Raw genomic sequence first — 18,461 nt, forward strand, 5'->3', positions numbered from 1 at the left:
TAAAAATCTATTTTAAGGATATTTTAATTTTTAATTCTTTCTTCGGATGCCATTTTACAGGAATCCTTAACTGATTTTGTTCTGATAAAACTTGTCTTCTTTTTCCATTTACTTTAACCTTTTTTGGAGTCCAATTTATATGATGTACAACCAACTCAATTTCTTTTTCTTGCAAATTCCAGTGTTCTCCAAATTCTGCCTCTATATCAATTTCTAAATATTTTTTTTCAATTTCAGCTTCAAACTCTAACATTTCATATGCACCGTTTTCAAAAGCATTTGCTGTTAAACCATCATCATTATAAAGAATTCTTTCTGATTTTTTTACAGTAGCATCATACCAATAATGCAATTCTAATACAGCACCGTTATAATTCTCTGTGGTTTGCACCAATTTGGTCATCGGAATAACAACACCTCCTCTTACATAAGTTGGTATCGCTTGCTTTGTAAGCGTTACTTTTTTTGTTTGTCCTCCTTTAATTTTTTCATCAGTATAAAAATCAAACCAATTTGCCGTTTTAGGAAAATAAATTGCTGTAGTTTGAACTGAATCTTTTAAAATAGGTGTAATTAAAAAATCTTTCCCCCAAAGATAAGAAGTAGAATTTGTCATTAAATTTTTAGCATCTTCTTCAAAGAAAATAGGACGCATTAACGGAGTTCCTTTTTGATTGTTTTCGAAGGCTAAATTGTAATTATAAGGCAACATTTTATATCGTAATTCTATGGCTATTTTTGCTAACTTTTTTGCTTCGTCACTTCTAAAAACAGGTTCGCTTGGTACATCTTCTTGCGCATGCGGTCTGTAAATTGGCTGAAAAACACCATATTGCAACCATCTTACATACAAATTATCATCTAGATTTGCTCCTGCAAATCCGCCCAAATCAGAATGCATATACCCCAAACCTTGCATCCCCATTTGCAATGCAATTTCTGGCTGACTTTGCAATCCGCCCCAACTTCTACTAACATCACCAGACCAAGGAATCATACCGAAGCGTTGCGAACCAGAACTTCCTGCACGCATTAAAATAAAAGGTCTTTCTGTTGGATATTCTTTCTGATATCCTTCAAAAATTAATTTTGACCAATCATGGCCATATATATTGTGTATTTCATCTGCTTTTTGTGTTTGGTTAAAAGTAACCCAAGATGGCAACACTTCTGGCTCACCCAAATCGCCCCACAATCCTTTTACACCATCATTCAAAATGTCTTTATAAACATTCCAAAACCAATCTCTACCCAATTTTTTATAGATATCTACAATGCTTGTGTTGCCAAAATAGAAATCGTATTTGGCAGCATTTTGTAAGGTATCTATTGCCAAAACTTGTTTTTTTTCTGCTTCTGCCCATTTTTTTGAAGTAGATAAAACAAAAGGCTCTGTAATTAAAACAGTTTTTACTCCTTTCTTTTTTAAATTTGAAACCATTTGCTTTAGATCAGGAAAAGAATCTTTGTCTACTTCTAAATTTCCCATTGTACCTTGTACTTCTTTTCCAAACCAATACAAATCTAAAATAACAGCATCTACAGGAATTTCTTCTTCTTTAAATTTCTGAATGGTTTTTTCTGTTTCTTCTTGCGAACGATACCCAAATCTACTCGAAAAGTTTCCTAAAGTCCACCTAGCAGGCAAAGGCTGTTTTCCCGTTAAATCTGTATATACGTCAACCAAATCTTCCCAAGAATCTCCTACAATGACTTGATAGGTTTTACGTCCAGAGATTGTTTCATACGTTAAAGAATTGTCTTTTTTGCTATCTAAATCTAAATAACCAACAGGTGCATTGTCAAAATGCAACATGTATTTTTTTGATGAAATTACTAACGGAATCGTAAAATTCATTAACTCTGAATAGCTTTCATACCCATAATGCGCTCTATTGTAAAGCGGCAAACGATGGCCTCTTCTGTTCATCCCTAATGCTCTTGCGCCTCCACCAAATAATACCTCGTCTTTGGTTAAGTTGAATTCTATTTTCTCTGTTTCTTTATAAACAATATTGCCTTTTACCAAATCCATTGGCTCGTGTTTAGATTTGAAATAACCTTGTTTTTCTGAGGTTATAAGCTTGTTTTTGTAATAATATGTTAGTTGAAATGGCGATTTTTGAATGGTAACAGAAATACCATCAGAACTATATGTTACCTGATTTTCTGTATCATTTATTAAAATATGAGTTGCTATAGGCTTTAAAACAACAGCATGTGAAGTCTTATTATAAAACTGATTGGTAGGTACAAAAGCAGTCTCAATAATTTTAGAATTGTAAAAGTTTATAAAATAAGTACCATCAGAAACATTTACCTGAAACTGATTCTCTTTTAAAAAAGTGGCACTTTTAAATATTCGATTTGAATTTTGAGCAAACGAAAAAATCGAAATAAAAAGGAATAAAAAAAGAATTTTATAGTTTTTCATGTTTTATATTTTGAAAACCTCACAGGTTTTAAAAAACCTTTGAAATCTTATATAATTTATACTATTTTTTCAATAAAAAAGTAATCGGAATATCTATTCTTGCTTGCCAAGATTTCTCTGAATGGTCTGTGCCCTCAAAAAACAAGTTCTTGTAATTTTTGGCAGAATAGCCACCATTCATAAAAATAGCATCTACTTTTGGTGCATACTTAGGATAGTAAGCATCCAAGGTTTTATTACCATAATCAAAATACATTTTATGTGTCTGGGCATCTGGTAAATTAGCTGCTAAATAATCAAAAATTGCTGCTGGCAATTTATTATCTTCTTTAGGCGCTGCACCAACCCAATGGGTAGAAATACAAGCTGCTCCTCCAAAAATAGTTGGATATTCTGCTACCGCATACATAGACATTAAACCGCCCATAGAAGAACCTGCAACAAAGGTATTTTCTTTAGATGTTAGCACAGAATATGTCTTATCAACATAAGGCTTTAATTCGTGTACTAAAAACTGTAAATAGGCATCTCCTTTTAAATTGGTGCTAAAATTATTGTCTAAAGCTTCTTTATAAACAGCCTCTTTGTCTACTTTATTTAGATAGTCCATTGCTTTTTCTGGAAACAAGTCTTGCCAACGAATTTCTGGAATGTTATGAATACCTACAACTATAAAATCTCTTACTCTATTCTCTTCCATTAATTTTGAAGCAACCTCATCTATCATCCATTCTTGTTTGTTCCAAGTTGTAGTTGCGTCAAACAACATTTGACCATCATGCATGTATAATACTGCGTATTTTTTTACTGATGAATAGTTTTCTGGCAACCAAACATCTACAGGTCTTGGGGTTATCTTTTTAGATGGAAAAGCAGAAATTCTTACTAATTTTCCGCTTGATAAATTTGCAGAATCTAAAACTTTGGCTTCAATTTTTGGTTGATGTTGAACTTCATTTTTTTCTTCTTGTTTTGATTTTTGACAAGAAATCAGAAGTAAAATTGAAAATAGAAATAGTATATTTTTCATGTTTTATGATTTTCAGACCTCACAGGTTTTAATGACCTTTAGGGCTACTAAATTTTAAGTACTACTTTTTGGTTGTTAAAACAATGCTTCCTCTTTCTTTTAATTCTATTTGATTATTCCAAATAAATTCTTCGCCAGAAATAATATTTTTTAAGGTTTTACCTTCCAAACCTACTTCTGCATATCTATTTAAATCTATAGTAATTGGTGTATCATTTTTATTAATAATATGCACAACAGTCTCATCTTCTAACATTCTAAACAAAAAATAGGTTCCTTTAAAAGGTGCAAAATGCATCGTTTTTCCTTGTTGTATTGCTTTACTATTTTTTCTGTAATTTAATATTGATTTTACAAAAGTCTGCATGTTTAGTTGCTCTGCGTTTAAACCTTCGCCTGTAAACGCATTTACTAAATCTCCTTGCCAGCCACCAGGAAAATCTGTTCTTATCAAACCGTGATCTCCATGATTAGCCGTATCGTCCATTAAAATTTCTGTTCCGTAATATATTTGTGGTATTCTAGGCAACATCAACAAATAACTTAAAGCCATTTTTGCATTTGCAACATCTTCATCTAATGCAGTAAACATTCTTCCTTCATCATGATTGTCTAAAAACAACATAATGTCTTTTGGTGTTGTATAATGAAAATCGTTTGCCAAACCTTCGTACAACTTCACCAAACCTGTTCCCCAAGTTTCTGCCTCATTTAAACCTTCTATGATTGCTTTTTGCATCGGAAAATCCATAGTAGATTTTAAGTTAGACGCATACCCGTCTTTATTATTAGCGCCTTTTTGCCAATAACCAACTAGTAATGGATTGTAGCTCCATTCTTCGCCAACAATAGAAAAATTTGGATATTCATTCATAATTGTTCCTGCCCAATTTGCCATAAATTGTTTGTCCGGATAAGGATAGGTATCTTGTCTTATACCTCCCAAACCTAAAGTTTCTATCCACCAAATACTATTTTGAATAATGTACGAGGCTAAAAAAGGATTGCGCTGATTTAAATCTGGCATTGCAGGTACAAACCAACCTTCGTTATTGCCACGTTTGTCTATTTCTGATGTGTATGGGTCTTGATTGGTAGTTCTTCTATGGTTAGAGTTGATGTTGTGTTTATTGCCCCAATCTTGTTTGTTGTCTTCATAGTTTTTTTGATGATTTACCCAATCTTCAAAAGGCAAGTCTTTCATCCACCAATGCTCTAAACCACAATGATTTGCTACTTGATCCATGATTAACTTCATTCCTTTTTCTTGCAACTTATTTGCCAAATTTTTATAGTCTTCTAAAGTACCAAACCTTGGATCTACTTGATAATAATCGGTAATTGCATACCCATGATATGATGCTGTAGCCATATCATTTGTTAAAACAGGTGTTGGCCAAACGGTTGTAAAACCTAGGTCTGAGATGTAATCAACTCCGTTAATAATACCTTTTAAATCGCCACCATGACGTTTGTAACCATCTGTTCTATCTAAAGACTGATCTTTTAAATCTGGAAGTTTATCATTGCTTGCATCTGCATTTGCAAATCGATCTGGTGTTATCAAATAAATTGCATCTGAACTGTCAAAACCTTTAAAATCTGCTGCTTGTTTTTCTCTAGACTTTAACTTGTAGGTATGTGTTTTTTTTGTACCGTCTGCTAACGTAAATTCAATATCAAAAACGCCTGCTTTGGTGTTTTTACCTATTTGTAAATCTATAAAAAGATAATTATTACTTCTTGCTTTGTGTACTTTTTGGATGGTAACACCTGCATACGAAATTGTAGGTGTTGCAGAACCAATTGCCTGTTCTTTAACTAATAACTGAAGCGACGTATCTTTAAAACCAACCCACCAATTTAAAGGTTCTACTCGTTCTAAAGATGTGTTAGAAACAACCGTTTTTAATGGTTTTTCTGAAGAATTATTGCATGAAAATAACACCAATAATAGTGTTAAAACAAAAAGCTGTAAAGTTTTCATATATTATTTTTTAAATTGAAGTGTTCCACCTTGCATTAGGCTTTTGTAACTAATTTCTTTGGAGAGTAATGCATCATTTAATACTGTTTTATCAAATGTATCTGAATGATTTTCTATCTTTAAAACTGTAGCATTTTTTAAATTTAACTGTGCTTTTTTTACTTGTGGTTTCCCTAAAACAAACTTGCCATTTGCAGGGTTTACAGGATAAAAACCTAAGGTAGTAAAAATGTACCAAGCACTCATTTGCCCACAATCGTCATTGCCTGTAATTCCTTTGGGGGTATCGTTATAAAAAGTATTATAAATTTGTGTTAACAAATCTTTCCCTTTCTCTGGCTTGTTAGAATATGCGTATAAATATGCTATGTGATGACTTGGTTCATTACCATGTGCATATTGCCCAATTAAACCTTCTTGCCCCAAATGTTTATTATCTTTATCACTTTTAATAGAAAAAAATAGGTCTAGCTGTTCTGTAAACTTCTCTTTTCCGCCTAACAATTCTATATAACCTTCTACATCGTATAAACTTGGTGTCCAACAATATTGCCAAGCATTCGCTTCGGTATAATCACCAGGGTTGTTCATTGGAGATGTTGGTGTTAAAGGATCAAATGGAGTTCTAAATTCACCTTTTTTATTTTTACCTCTCATAAGTCCAGTTGAAGAATCAAATAAGTTTTTATAATAAGAAGCTCTTTTAGAATAATATTCAGTTACAGAATCTTTGCCCATTAATTTAGACATTAAAGAAACAGCATAATCATCAAAACCACTTTCTAAAGTTCTAGAAACCGACTCATTATCGATATAATCATAAGGATAATAACCATACTTAGTATATACATCCCAATTAGAGTTTAAATGATTTTTAGTTGTAGAAGAAACCATTGCTTTTAAAGCTTCACCTGCATCAAAACCGCTAAACCCTTTTACAAATGCATCTGTAATAACTGGTATGGCATGGTTTCCAATCATGCAATGATTTTCCTGACCCCAAGCTGTCCAAATAGTTAAATATCCTTGGGCTTTGTGGTGTAAAAGCATTGTATTTACAAAACCATTTACACGCTCTGGAACCAAAATTGTATACAAAGGATGTGCTGCTCTAAATGTATCCCATAGAGACAAGGTAGAATAATATTGTTTATCTGTAGCTACTGCAATTTTATCATCAGCACCACGATATTTACCATCTACATCTGCAATATTAGAAGGCTGAATAAATAAATGATACATCGCTGTGTAAAATATTGTTTTTTGTTTTCTTGATGCTTCAATAGCTATTTTATTCAAATAAGTATTCCATGTTTTTTGTGCATTTTTTTTCACCAATTCAAAATTCCAATGAGGCATTTCTGCTGCTAGGTTATTGGCAGCTCCTAAAACACTCACAGTAGAAAAAGCAATTTTTACATTCAACTTTTTGTGGCTCAAGTTAAAATCAAAAATATATTTTGGAGCATTCTCTTTTGGGGCTTTTGGCAATTCTTTAAAGCTAGTATAAGACTCTTCAAATACTAATTTAAAGAAATATTTTCTAGATACCCAGTTTTTTGTATGGCAATAACCAGTGATTGTTTTCTTATCTTTTAACAGCGTAACTTTGCTATCTAAGACCAAACTGTCTGTTAAAAAACGCAACCCATGCTGAAGATTTAAAAAAACTTTTGCCTTATTTGTTGGAAATGTATATTGATGCAAGGCAACTCTTTCGGTTGCAGTTAGCGCTACTTTTACTTTGTTTGCTAGCGCTACACTATAATACCCAACTGAGGCATTTTCTTTTATTTTTTTTGATGAAAGTGTTGTTTCGTTATCTACAAAAGGAAATAAAAGTACATCTCCAAACTCGCTTATTCCTGTTCCACTAGCACGTGTATTAGAAAACCCGAGAATAGTAGAATCTTGTAATTGATATCCGCTGGTATAATCCCAACCAATATCAGTATTGTCTGGTCCAGGTTGTACCATTCCGAAAGGCATTGTTGGACCAGGGAATGTATGACCGGTACCATCTGTACCTATAAACGGATTTACAAATTTTGTGTAATCTATAAATTCTAAATCAGCCTCAGATTTTTGATTGCAGGAAATCATCATACCAAATGTAAAAACAAATAGTATTTTTCTTATTATGAATTTAGAAAGTATCAACTTTGTATTCATATTTATAGACATTCACGTAAAATCATACTCCTTTTACTTAAGACAACAACATTATTTTTAAAATTAGAAACTTCAGAAACACTCTTATTTGTTTCTACTTTTTTAAAACAAAAAAAATAGAATGATTACAAAAGACAGCATGTTTCTGAAAAGTTTCATAATTTATATTTAAACTGTAATTAATTTATTTGGAGATACTTCCAAAGCGTTTCCATTCACAATAATAGACAATTCTTTGGTTCCTTCTAATTCAAAATTAGCACCATTTTGGCTCACATTAACTGTAATTACCTGGTTTCTAAAATTCACTTTAAAAGAATACGATTGCCATTGTTTAGGAATTTTTGGCGCAAAAGAAAGGGTGTTATTCAACACTCTCATTCCACCAAAACCTTCTACAATACTCATCCAAGTTCCTGCCATAGAAGTAATATGCAAACCTTCTTCTACTTCGTGATTATAGTCATCTAAATCTAAACGAGAGGTTCTTAAATAGAATTCGTAGGCCTGCTCCATTCTATCTAATTTTGCTGCCTGAATACTGTGTACACAAGGTGATAGAGAACTTTCATGCACCGTAAATGGTTCGTAAAAATCGAAATGACGCTCTAATTCTTCTGTAGAAAATTGATCTTCAAACATATAAAACCCTTGTAAGGTATCTGCTTGTTTTATATATGGAGATCGTAAAATACGATCCCAACTCCATTTCTGATTGATGGGTCTTTCGCTCTTATTTAAATCTTTTACAGTAATTAACTCTTTGTCTAAAAAGCCATCTTGCTGCAAGTAAATATTGTGTTTTTCAGAATATGGAAAATACATGTTGTCTGCAAGCTCTTTCCAAGAAGCCAATTCATCATCTGTAAAAGAAACTTTTTCTTTAATTCTGATATAATCTGACACATGATCTTTATGCACCGTTGCAATATTTTCTAAAGCATATGCAATACACCATTTGGCAATATAATTTGTATAAAAATTATTGTTGATGTTGTTTTCATATTCATTAGGCCCAGTAACTCCTAAAATTACGTATTTATTTTTATCCGAAGAAAAGGTTGCTCTTTGGTGCCAAAAACGTGCAATGCCGATCAATACTTCCAAGCCTTTTTCTGGAATGTAAGAATAATCGTTTGTAAAGCGATGGTAATTGTAAATGGCAAAAGCAATGGCACCATTTCTATGAATTTCTTCGAAGGTAATTTCCCATTCATTATGGCATTCTTCACCATTCATAGTTACCATTGGGTACAACGCAGCACCATTTTTAAAACCTAACTTTTCAGCATTTTCAATGGCTTTTTCTAGGTGATTGTATCTGTACTCTAACAACGTTCTTGCTACAGACTGATCTTTGGTTGCCATGTAAAAAGGTATACAATAAGCTTCTGTATCCCAATAAGTTGAACCTCCATATTTTTCACCTGTAAATCCTTTCGGTCCAATATTTAAACTGGCATCTGTACCTAAATAGGTTTGGTTTAATTGAAAAATATTAAATCGAATACCTTGTTGTGCTTTTACATCTCCATGTATGGTTATGTCTGATGTTTCCCAGATTTTTGCCCAAGATTGTTTTTGCATTTCTAACAATGCATCAAAACCAAAACTTACAGCTTTGTCTAAACTTTCTTTAGCTGCAGCAACTAAGGTTTCTTTTTTATGATTTCTATCAACTACATACCCACCAAATTTATGAATTGCGTAGGTTTGATTTTGTGTTACTTCTTGACTATATGTACAAGTAGCTGTTTTTTCTGTTTTAGAAGTGTTACCATTGATAACAATTTCATTTCCATCTACAAACAAACGAGACTCCATAAAAGTACACGTATAAAAATGTGTTTTCATAGTTCTTGCCTCTACAAAACTCTGTTGGTTGTTTTGTGTTACTTGTAAAACATCCCAAAATTGATCATCCCAATTGGTGTCTTCATTGGTAATACTTGCATCTAAATACGGAGAAAATGTAATTTTTGCATCCGCATTAATTGGAGTAACAGCATAGTTAATCGCTCCAATTTCATCCAATTCTAGACTTAAAAAACGCTTTGTTTCAACTTTAATTTTAATTCCGTTTTGCAAAACAGCTTCAAAACTTCTAGACAACCAACCTTCTTGCATGTTTAGTTCTCTCTTAAATTTTGAAACTTCTTTACAGGTATGTAAATCTAAATTTTCATCGTTAATTTGCACGTTAATTCCAATCCAATTGGGTGCGTTTAAAACTTTCGCAAAGTACTCTGGATATCCATTTTTCCACCAACCTACTCTTGTTTTGTCAGGATAATAAACACCTGCTATATAACTTCCCTGAAATGTTTTTCCTGTATATGTTTCTTCAAAATTGGCACGCTGTCCCATTGCACCGTTACCGATACTAAACAAGCTTTCTGAAGATTTTACCTTGTCTGTATCAAAACCTTCTTCTAAGATAGACCAGTCATTTGGTTGTATATATTCTTGATTCATATGTATTGAGATATAAGAACTAAGATGCTAGGTAATTTTGCCTCTAGACTTAATTCTTGTTCTATAATTTATTTTATTTTTAAAGAAATACTAAAAACATCTTTTCTTGACTGTTTTCTATTATTTCCTTTTGTATATGTTTCCTATTTTTCAATCAATTTTTGAATGAAAGCATTGCTAATTTCTGTAAAATCTGTAAAATTACAATCTGCTTCAGAAAGTACCTCTGCAGCTCCAATACCAATGCTAATCATGTTTGCAGCATTTGCAGCTTCTACACCTGCAACCGCATCTTCAAAAACAACACAATTATCTGCATTTACATCTAACTGTTTTGCTGCTAACAAAAACACCTCTGGATCTGGCTTTGCTTTGGTAACATTATTACCATCTACAATAGCATCAAAATAATGTAACAAACCTACTTTTTCTAAAATTGGTTGCGCATTTTTACTTGCAGAGCCTAAAGCAATTGGTATGTTTTTTTCTTTTAAATATGCTAAAATTCTTGGTACATCTGGTAAAATTTCAGAGGCATCCATGTTTTCTATGTAGGTTAAATAATCTACATTTTTTTCAATCATCCAAGTATCAAATTCTTCTTGGGTTGCTTCTCTTTTTCCTATTTCTAGTAAAATCTCTAAACAACGCTTTCTACTTACACCTTTAAACAATTCATTTTGCGCTTCGGTAAATTCAAAACCTAATTGATTGGCTAACTTTTTCCAAGCTAAATAATGATATTTTGCAGTGTCTACAATAACACCGTCTAAATCGAATATAAATCCTTTTTTCATTTTTACTTTTAAATTTCTTCTTGATAACTAATTGCGTCTTTGTTGGTAATTAATAAATTACACAGACCCGCAATTACTAAACTAATTCCTGCAACTGTCATTGCATGTATTGCCTCTTCCCCTAATAACCCTGATATAAAATTTATACCATTTAAAGCTGCTACAATTTGTGGTATTACAATAAACATATTAAAAATACCCATTATTACTCCCATTTTCTTTGGATCTACAGAACTAGACAACATGGCATAAGGCATCGATAAAATACTACCCCAAGCAATACCAATTAGTATGAATGAGTATTTTAAAGTTTCTGGAGTTGCATAATTCATATACAAAAAACCAATACCACCCAATACTAAAGAAAATAAATGGACGAACTTTCTGTTTATTTTTCGTTTTGAAGTATACAAAACCAACAACAATGCAAAAGCCATAGAAGACAAACCATAAATTCCCATTGCAGAACCCACTAAATTAGAAGATTCCTGAAACTTTGTATTCGCTTCATTAAAAGATGCTACTTGTAGAGCATCAGACATATTGAATGCTGTTTCTAAAGGAGCAGGTGTGTTAAAAACATGCTCAGTTAACGCAGGATTTGCCATAGACCACATTGTAAAAAATGCAAACCAAGAAAAGAACTGAATTACCCCTAACTTTTTCATTGTTAAAGGCATGTTTCCGATATTGTTAATGATATCTGAAATGAAGTTATTTTTCTTTGCTTTTTCTTTTTCAAACTCCTCCATGTCTTCTGGCGGATATTCATCTGTTGTAAAAACTGTAAACAAAATACTGGCTAAAAAAACAAACGCACCAATGGCAAAAGCAACTTTTACAGACATAGGTACTACACCAGAAGCAGCTTCATTAGAAACGCCAAACTGAGAAACCATCCAAGGTAAATTACTTGCCACCCAAGTACCAATTCCAATAATTAGTGTTTGTACAACAAACCCGTAAGATCTTTGAGATTCTGGCAATTTATCTGCCACAAGCGCCCTAAAAGGTTCCATAGAAATATTAATAGACGCATCTAAAATCCAAAGAAAACCAACAGCAATCCATAAAGCAGGAGAGTTTGGTACAAAAAATAAGGCCATAGAACTTAAAATTGCACCTACTAAAAAGTAAGGCCTTCTTCTGCCCCATTTCACACTCCAAGTTCGGTCACTCATATACCCAATTACTGGTTGTACAAGCAAACCTGTTAGAGGCGCAGCAATCCACAGTAAAGGAATTTCTTCTTTACCGGCTCCTAATGTTTGAAAGATTCTGGACATAAATCCACCCTGAAGGGCAAATCCAAATTGTATTCCTAGAAATCCGAAACTCATGTTCCAGATTTGCCAGAAACTTAATTTCTGTTTGTTCATTTATCGAATATTATTAATGAATATTACGATAAGTTTTTATGACTTATCTATTACTATTTTGTGGAATGTAATTTAAAGATAAATCGGTTGATATTTCAAAAGTAGTTAATTTTGATTGAGTAAAAATAAGTAATCTAAAATTTTTACGACGACGGTTTCGTAGATTGTCGTATTTTTAAATCGCTAGAAATCACAATTTTTTTAGGCTTAAATATTTCTGATTCATTTTCTATTCTATCAATTAAAAGCGCCACAGACTGTTTGCCCATTATATAGCCATGTTGTGCAACTGTTGTGATAGAAGGTGAAGAAAATTCGGAAATTAAACCATCTGTAAACCCAATAACAGAAAGGTCTTTAGGCACATTTAAACCTTTCTCTTTTGCAATTCTAATAGCTGTTGCTGCATAAATTTCATTTACAGCAAAGATTGAATCTATATCTTCATTAAAAAGTTTGATGATTTGTTGCTTTACATCTTGCTTTTCATCTACTTCAACTATTAAATTATCAGATGTTTTTAAATAAGATTCTATCAAAGCTTTCTCATACCCCTGCCTTCTTAAAGCACCAACGTTTACATAATTAGGAGTGGTAATCATCCCTATTTTACTTCTACCACTTTCTAGTAAATGTTTAGTTGCTTTATACCCTGCACCTACATCATCAACAACTACTTTATCACAAGCTATTTCGTTAACAACACGATCAAATAATACAAAAGGTATTTCTTCTGACACCAACTCTTTTAAATGATTAAAATCTTTATTTAACAGCGTTTCATTAGCTACAGACATGATAATACCATCTACACTTCCGTTTGATAAAACCTTTAAGGTTTCTACTTCTTTTTGATAAGATTCATTAGAGAAACAAACCATAATATGATACCCCTTTTCTATAGCCCCTTCCTCGATACCCATAATAACCGTAGAAAAAAAATGGTGTACAATTTTAGGGAGTATAACCCCAATTACTTTCGTCTTTTGTGTTCTTAACTGAAGTGCTAAATGATTAGGTTTATAGTTATAAAGATTTGCAAATGCTTGTATTTTTTGCTTGGTTTCTTTACTGATTTCGTGACTGTCTTTTAAAGCCTTAGAAACAGTTGAACTAGAAACACCCAACTCTTTAGCAATTGTCTTTATCGTAATTTTTTGTTTCATAATTTTAAATTATGCAATTTTTAGGGGGTAAAATCAACAAATTAATGATTCTACAAAAAAACTTATTAACACGAAACCGTTTTCGTAATATCTTAAATATTGAAATTATAAACTTACCTTCTATATTTACGAAGTGGAATGTAAATTTAATGAAAATCAAAAGCAAATTTACAGTTAATTATTTTAACAAAATATACATGAAAAAATTTAAACTATTATTAATTGGAGTTCTTTTAACTTCATCGTTTAGCATGTTTGCACAGCAGACAGTTAAAGGTGTTGTAAAAGAAAAATCATCAGGAGAATCCCTACCTGGTGTAAGTGTAGTAATTAAAGGAACCACAAAAGGTGCTCAGACAGATTTTGATGGTAAATTTACAATCGATAATGTAAAAACAGGTAACACACTTGTTTTTAGATACCTAGGATTCGAAACACAAGAGATTACCATAGAAAACAATTTTAATATTTCTATTTCACTAATTGATTCTGCTGAATCATTAGATGAAATTGTTGTTGTTGGTTATGGCTCTGTTAAAAAAGAAGATTTAACAGGTACAACTGATTTATTAACTAGCAAAGACTTTAACAAAGGTCCTATTGTATCTGCTCAATCACTTATTAGTGGTAAAGTTGCAGGTGTTAATGTAATAGCAGGTTCTGGTGCTCCAGGAGACGGACAAACTATTAATATTCGTGGTACAGGTTCTTTATCTTTAAACAGCCAACCTTTATATGTAATAGATGGTATTCCTTTAGATAACGGAGGTGTTGGTGGATCTAGAAACCCTTTAAACTTTATAAACCCTAACGATATTGAAGCTTTTGTTGTTTTAAAAGACGCTTCTTCAACGGCTATTTATGGTTCTAGAGCAGCAAACGGTGTAATTTTAATTACTACTAAAAAAGGAAAAGACAATGATTTTAAGTTTAATGTTAGTTCTCAAACTACTGTTTATAGCTTAAGAGATAAAGTAGATGTCTTATCGGGTACACAGTTTAGAAGCCTAATAAATACTATTGGCACTCCTGCGCAAAACGCATTATTAGGTGATGCAAATACAGATTGGCAAGAAGAAATTTACACAACAGCTATAGGGCAAGACCATAATTTTAGTGCTTTAGGGAGTGTTTTTGGTGTACCAATGAGAGCCTCTTTAGGGTATTCTGAACACGAAGGGATCTTACAAGGAGATAACCTAGAACGTACAACTGCTTCTGTGAGTTTATCTCCGTCATTCTTTGATAAACATTTAAAAGTAGAATTAAATGTGAAAGGAATGTATACTGAAAATCAGTTTGCAGACAGAGGTGCAATTGGTGGAGCTGTTAGCTTTGATCCTACACAACCTGTATTTGATGCAAACTCTCAATACGGTGGTTACTTTGCTTGGTTAGATGCTGGTACTGGTAACCAAAATAACCTAGCACCAACAAACCCATTAGCATTATTAAACTTAATAGATGATAGTGCAGAAATTAGACGTTTTGTAGGAAATGCTAAATTTGATTATAATTTTCATGGTTTTGAAGAATTAACAGCAACAGTTAATGTTGGTTATGACACTTCAAACAGTAACGGACGTAAAGTAACAGACGCTTCTATACCTACTTCAGATGCTACATTTAATGGTTCTTTAACAAGCTATAAGCAAAATTCTGATAATAAGGTTTTTGATGCGTATTTAACTTATCAAAAATCATTTAATGAAGCTCATAATTTAACAGCAGTTCTTGGGCACGCATATCAATCTTTTGAATATGATAACTATAGTTATGATAGTGAAGCGGAAGAAGATGGTAATACGTTTGAATTTATAGATAAATCTAAAAATGTATTGTTATCATACTTTGCAAGAACAAATTACGATTACAAAGGTAAATATTACTTAACAGCTACTGTAAGAGCAGATGCTTCTTCTAAATTAAACCCAGATGACCGTTGGGGATTTTTCCCTTCATTTGCGGCTGCTTGGAGTATCCATAAAGAAGATTTTATGGCAGACTCTTTCTTTAACGAGTTAAAATTAAGAGTTGGTTATGGAGAGATCGGAAACATTAATGGTTTAGGAGACTACCAGTTTTTAACAAGATACCAAGGAAGTACAGATACTGCTAGTTATCAATTTGGCAATGCTTTTTATCAAACATTTAGACCAGAACCAATTAACAAAGATTTAAGATGGGAAGTTGGAAAAACTTTAAACTTAGGGATAGACTTTTCTTTTCTTGATAGAAGAATCTCTGGTTCTGTAAATGCATACATTAAACAAACAAATGATCTTATTGCAAGCTCTATTGTAGATCCTTTTACAAATTTTGGAAACAGAATTAATGCAAATATTGGAAATATGGAAAATAGAGGTGTAGAATTTAATATAAATGCATCTCCTATTAAAACAGATAATTTCGAGTGGTCTATTAACTACAACGTTTCTCTAAACGATAACAAAATTACTAAGTTATCTGTAGACCAGCCTCAAGGAGGTATTTCTACTGGTGTTGGTAACAACGTTCAAGTACATAGAGAAGGTGAAACTGCAAATAGTTTCCTTGTTTTTCAACAAGTATATGATGCTTCAGGAAAACCTTTAGAAGGTGTATTTGTTGATAGAAATTCTGACAACATTATAAATGATGATGATAAATATATTAACGAAGATCCTTTTGGAGATATATTAATGGGTTTTAATACAAATGTAAATTACAAAAACTGGGATTTATCTGTACAAACTAGAGCTAGCTTTGGCAACTACATGTACAACGATGTTGCTGCAAATAGAGGTGTTCGTGTAAATGCAGTTAATAATAATATTTTATCTAACTTACATGCAGATTACTACAATAGTGGTTTTACAGTTATTAATGATAAAACAGCATTAAGTGACCATTTTGTTCAAGATGCCTCTTTCTTTAAAATAGATAACATAGCAATTGGTTACACATTAGATACAATTAAAAATACCACGTTTAGATTTTACGGATCATTACAAAATGTTTTAATTGTAACAGACTACCAAGGTTTAGATCCAGAAATTAACTTAGGTATTGATAATAATTTTTACCCAAGACCTAGATCTCTAGTATTAGGATTAAACATTAACTTTTAATAAAAAAGAAAAAAATGCAACAAAAATTTAAATATTTCATTGTAATCATGATATTCTCTTTAGTAGCAATATCATGTCATGAAGACTTAAATCAATCACCGATTGATCCAGATAGTTTTACAGAACAAGATGTGTTTTCTAACGCAACAGAAGCACAAAGTGCATTAGCTAAATTATACGCTAGTTTTGCTTTAACAGGTCAACAAGGCCCTGCAGGTCAGGCAGATATTCAAGATATTGACGAAGGTTTTTCTCAATACTCTAGAATGTTATTCAATTTAAATGAATTAACAACAGACCACGCAGTAGTTGGTTGGGGAGATGCAGGTTTACCAGACTTACACGGTATGTATTGGTCTAGTAGTAACGATTTTTCTGAAGCTATGTACTACAGATTGGCACAAGAAGTATCTTTTTGTAACTCATTTATAGACAATGCATCTATATTATCAGATACAGAAGTAACTAGTTATATTGCAGAAGCACGTTTTTTAAGAGCTTTTACCTATTATAACTTAATGGATTTATATGGTAGCGTACCTTTAGTTACTTCTGTAACAACAGAATTACCATCGCAAGCAACAAGAACAGAATTATTTAATTTTATTGAAACAGAATTATTAGAGATAGAAACTCTTTTAAAAGATAGTGGTTCTAATGAATATGGTAGAGTAGATAAAGTTGCTGCATGGGCATTATTATCTAAATTATACCTAAATGCTGAAGTTTGGACTGGTGCTACTAAATACACAGAATCTGTAACTTACTCTAATAAAGTAATGACATCTAGCTATATTATAAACACAACGGATGCTAACGGAAACGGATCTGCATACGATGAGTTATTTTTAGCAGACAACAATACCAATGGAGCTCAAAATGAATTTATTTTTGCTTTAAATTTTGATGGTCTTAGATCTCAAACTTATGGTGGTAGTACTTTTATTGTACACGCTGCAATTGGTGGTAGTATGAATGCAACAGATTTTGGAGTAAATGGTGGCTGGGGAGGCTTAAGAACTACTAAAAATTTAGTAAATAAATTTGACGTAGATGTAGCAGCTTTAAACAACAACCTAGGTACACAATCTGATTGGGGTCTTGTAGGTGATGCAACTTTAAACTCATGGAACGGACCAGATATGGAAATGTTTGAAACAGCAACCAACGTATTTTCTATTTATGCTACTTTGAATACTGGTGAAATGAAATTCCGATTCAATGAAGACTGGGGTAATAACTACGGAGATGATAATAATGATGGTTCTTTAGAAGCAGGAGGAGCAAATATTCCTGTAACTTCAGCTGGTACTTATTTTATAACCTTAGACCTAAATAATGCTACCTATACAATTACTCCTTTTGTTGGTGATAGTAGAGGAATGTTTTATAAAGACGGGCAAACTCTAGAAATAGAAGAAATACCAACTTTTGAAAATGGATACGCCGTAACAAAATTTAAAAACATAGACTCTAGCGGTAATCAAGGTTCTGATGCTGCAGGAGATTTTGTAGACACAGATTTACCGTTACTTAGAGTAGCAGAAATTTACTTAAACTATGCAGAAGCTACGCTAAGAGGCGGTGGTGGAGATTTAAGTCTTGCCGTTACTAAAATAAACGAGCTTAGAGAAAGAGCTTATGGCAATACAAGCGGTAACATTAGCAGTGGAGATTTAACCTTAGATTTTGTTTTAGATGAAAGATCTCGCGAGCTATATTGGGAAGGACAAAGAAGAACAGATTTAGTAAGATATAACTATTTTACTTCAGACACTTATCTATGGCCTTTTAAAGGAGATACTAAAGATGGTTCTGGGGTAGATGATTATAGAAATATTTTCCCTTTACCGAACAATATTATAACAACAAATCCTAACTTAATTCAAAATACTGGATACTAATAACTAA

At 32.3% G+C, this 18,461-nt stretch carries 10 protein-coding genes; 2 read left to right on the top strand and 8 right to left on the bottom strand.

What is annotated here, in order from left to right; translation table 11 throughout:
- Positions 1 to 7: 7 nt before the first annotated feature.
- From Q0678_RS02530 to Q0678_RS02565, 8 genes are all read right to left on the bottom strand, one after another.
- Positions 8 to 2,434, bottom strand: a complete 2,427-nt coding sequence (locus Q0678_RS02530) for a TIM-barrel domain-containing protein (protein ID WP_299053406.1) — start codon at positions 2,432 to 2,434, stop codon at positions 8 to 10.
- A 61-nt stretch (positions 2,435 to 2,495) separates the two neighbouring features.
- Positions 2,496 to 3,464, bottom strand: coding sequence for an alpha/beta hydrolase-fold protein (locus Q0678_RS02535; protein WP_299053409.1), 969 nt, complete (start codon positions 3,462 to 3,464; stop codon positions 2,496 to 2,498).
- Between the two features lie 61 nt (positions 3,465 to 3,525).
- Complete coding sequence (locus Q0678_RS02540) at positions 3,526 to 5,451, bottom strand: glycoside hydrolase family 13 protein (protein ID WP_299053411.1); 1,926 nt, start codon at positions 5,449 to 5,451, stop codon at positions 3,526 to 3,528.
- 3 nt (positions 5,452 to 5,454) lie between these two features.
- Positions 5,455 to 7,623 (bottom strand): GH92 family glycosyl hydrolase, encoded by a 2,169-nt coding sequence (locus Q0678_RS02545; RefSeq protein WP_299053415.1) that lies wholly within the window; start codon positions 7,621 to 7,623, stop codon positions 5,455 to 5,457.
- A 168-nt stretch (positions 7,624 to 7,791) separates the two neighbouring features.
- Positions 7,792 to 10,098, bottom strand: a complete 2,307-nt coding sequence (locus Q0678_RS02550; RefSeq protein WP_299053417.1) for a glycoside hydrolase family 65 protein — start codon at positions 10,096 to 10,098, stop codon at positions 7,792 to 7,794.
- Positions 10,099 to 10,241: 143 nt separating this feature from the next.
- Positions 10,242 to 10,895: a beta-phosphoglucomutase gene (gene pgmB, locus Q0678_RS02555; RefSeq protein ID WP_299053420.1), complete on the bottom strand. Its 654-nt coding sequence runs from the start codon at positions 10,893 to 10,895 to the stop codon at positions 10,242 to 10,244.
- Between the two features lie 8 nt (positions 10,896 to 10,903).
- Positions 10,904 to 12,274 (bottom strand): MFS transporter, encoded by a 1,371-nt coding sequence (locus tag Q0678_RS02560; RefSeq protein WP_299053422.1) that lies wholly within the window; start codon positions 12,272 to 12,274, stop codon positions 10,904 to 10,906.
- 143 nt (positions 12,275 to 12,417) lie between these two features.
- A complete protein-coding gene (locus Q0678_RS02565) occupies positions 12,418 to 13,440 on the bottom strand; it encodes a LacI family DNA-binding transcriptional regulator (RefSeq protein WP_299053424.1) in 1,023 nt (340 codons plus the stop codon).
- Between the two features lie 197 nt (positions 13,441 to 13,637).
- On the opposite strand from Q0678_RS02565, the gene Q0678_RS02570 reads away from it, so the two are divergent.
- Complete coding sequence (locus Q0678_RS02570) at positions 13,638 to 16,550, top strand: SusC/RagA family TonB-linked outer membrane protein (RefSeq protein WP_299053426.1); 2,913 nt, start codon at positions 13,638 to 13,640, stop codon at positions 16,548 to 16,550.
- A 14-nt stretch (positions 16,551 to 16,564) separates the two neighbouring features.
- Positions 16,565 to 18,454 carry a RagB/SusD family nutrient uptake outer membrane protein gene (locus tag Q0678_RS02575; RefSeq protein WP_299053429.1) on the top strand — a complete coding sequence of 630 codons (1,890 nt, stop codon included), beginning with the start codon at positions 16,565 to 16,567 and terminating at the stop codon, positions 18,452 to 18,454.
- Positions 18,455 to 18,461: the final 7 nt, after the last annotated feature.

It is taken from the genome of uncultured Polaribacter sp. (genome assembly GCF_947497125.1).
Lineage (GTDB): Bacteria > Bacteroidota > Bacteroidia > Flavobacteriales > Flavobacteriaceae > Polaribacter.